Source organism: Ideonella azotifigens, assembly GCF_006519715.1.
GTDB classification, from domain to species: Bacteria; Pseudomonadota; Gammaproteobacteria; order Burkholderiales; family Burkholderiaceae_C; genus Ideonella; species Ideonella azotifigens.
On sequence record NZ_VIDT01001074.1, the window covers coordinates 1 to 1,313 of the forward strand.

General features: G+C 70.0%; 2 protein-coding genes and 1 pseudogene. All 3 read right to left on the reverse strand.

Annotated elements, in window-relative coordinates; all coding sequences use genetic code 11:
* A partial coding sequence (locus FKP22_RS30665) for a hypothetical protein (protein WP_141291964.1) occupies positions 1-309 on the reverse strand: 309 nt, incomplete at its 3' end.
* A gap of 136 nt (positions 310-445) precedes the next feature.
* Positions 446-901, reverse strand: coding sequence for a hypothetical protein (locus tag FKP22_RS30670; protein ID WP_141291965.1), 456 nt, complete (start codon positions 899-901; stop codon positions 446-448).
* 93 nt (positions 902-994) lie between these two features.
* Positions 995-1,313: pseudogene (locus tag FKP22_RS30675) on the reverse strand (ATP-binding cassette domain-containing protein); the annotation flags it as partial.

Here is a 1,313-nt window from a genome sequence, read left to right on the forward strand (position 1 = left end):
CGAGGCATCGCTGGCGCCCAGCAGCTCCACGCTGGCGTCGCCGGCCGCGTGGTGGTGGTGCTCGAACAGGCCGTGGTGATGCGGCACCGACTCGTCGTGCAGGCTGGCCTGCAGCTGCGCGGTGGCCAGCAACGCGGCAGCCTTGTCGCCGATCAGGCTGCGAAGGCCTTGCTGCAGCCAGTCGCCCCGGTCTTCATGCGAAGGGGGCACCGGAGACTGGACCTGCACGTGGCGGTGCGCAGGGCCGACCACGCTCAGCAGCACGCCCGAAGTGCCGTACAGCGGCACCGCGGCGAGCAGCAGCAACACCAGCCACCGGTGCAGGCACCGGCGCAAGGATTGCAAAAGCGGGGGGAAGACCGAGCGCATGGGGCGATGCTGCCGTCGTTTCGTGAAACGGTGACGACAGTGATACGCAGCCCCTCGCGAGGTGGATGCAGGCAGGCTATTCGAAGACGCCGCTGCGGAAACCGGCCTCGCCGGCCACCCGCACCTTCAGCGTGAACTTCAGCGGGAACACCTGTTCGAGCGACTGGCCCAGCGCCGCGGCCAGCTCGCGGCGCGGCTTGATGGGGCGCAGGTGCTCCGGGCCCGGCAGGAACAGGTGCTGGCCGTTCAGGAACACTGCGCCGGGGCCAAATTCCAGCTCGATGGTGCTGCTGACTTCCACCAGGCCATCCAGCGGCTGGCCGGAGGCGGTCTCGAAGCGGGCGGCGGCCGAGGTGCCATCCAGCAGCTCGCCAAGCTCGCTGCCGTCCACCGGGCGGACCCAGGTGTCGTCCTGGTCCTCGCGACCGGGGTCGCCTTCTTCGTCGTAGGCGTATTCCCAGATCGGGAACGCGGCCAGGTCTTCAGCCGACAGGTCGTCAGCCGGTTTGCGGGTGTTCAGCGTGATGGGCATGGGCGCGGCTTTGCGGCCTGCGAAAGCGGCCGCCGGCCGGCATCATGCACCCAGGTCGACCGCACGCGGCGCAAGCGCGCTGTCGCTTCGCTGTCAGATCGCGAAGCGCGGGCCGCTGGACCAGGACGACACCGGCACCGGCTCGATCTTCGGCAGCTCGGGCTGCTGCAGCACGCGGCGCAGCACCCTGTCCTCCAGTGCAGCAAAGCCTGCCGCGCCGCGCGAGCGCGGGCGGGCCAGCAGCACCGATTGGTCCAGCGCGATGTGCTGCTGCTCGATCAGCACCACGCGGTCGGCCAGCGCCACGGCTTCGCTCACGTCGTGGGTGACCAGCAGCGCGGTGAAGCCCTGCTCCTTCCACAGCCGCTCGATCAGCTGCTGCATGTCGATGCGCGTCAGCGCATCCAGCGCG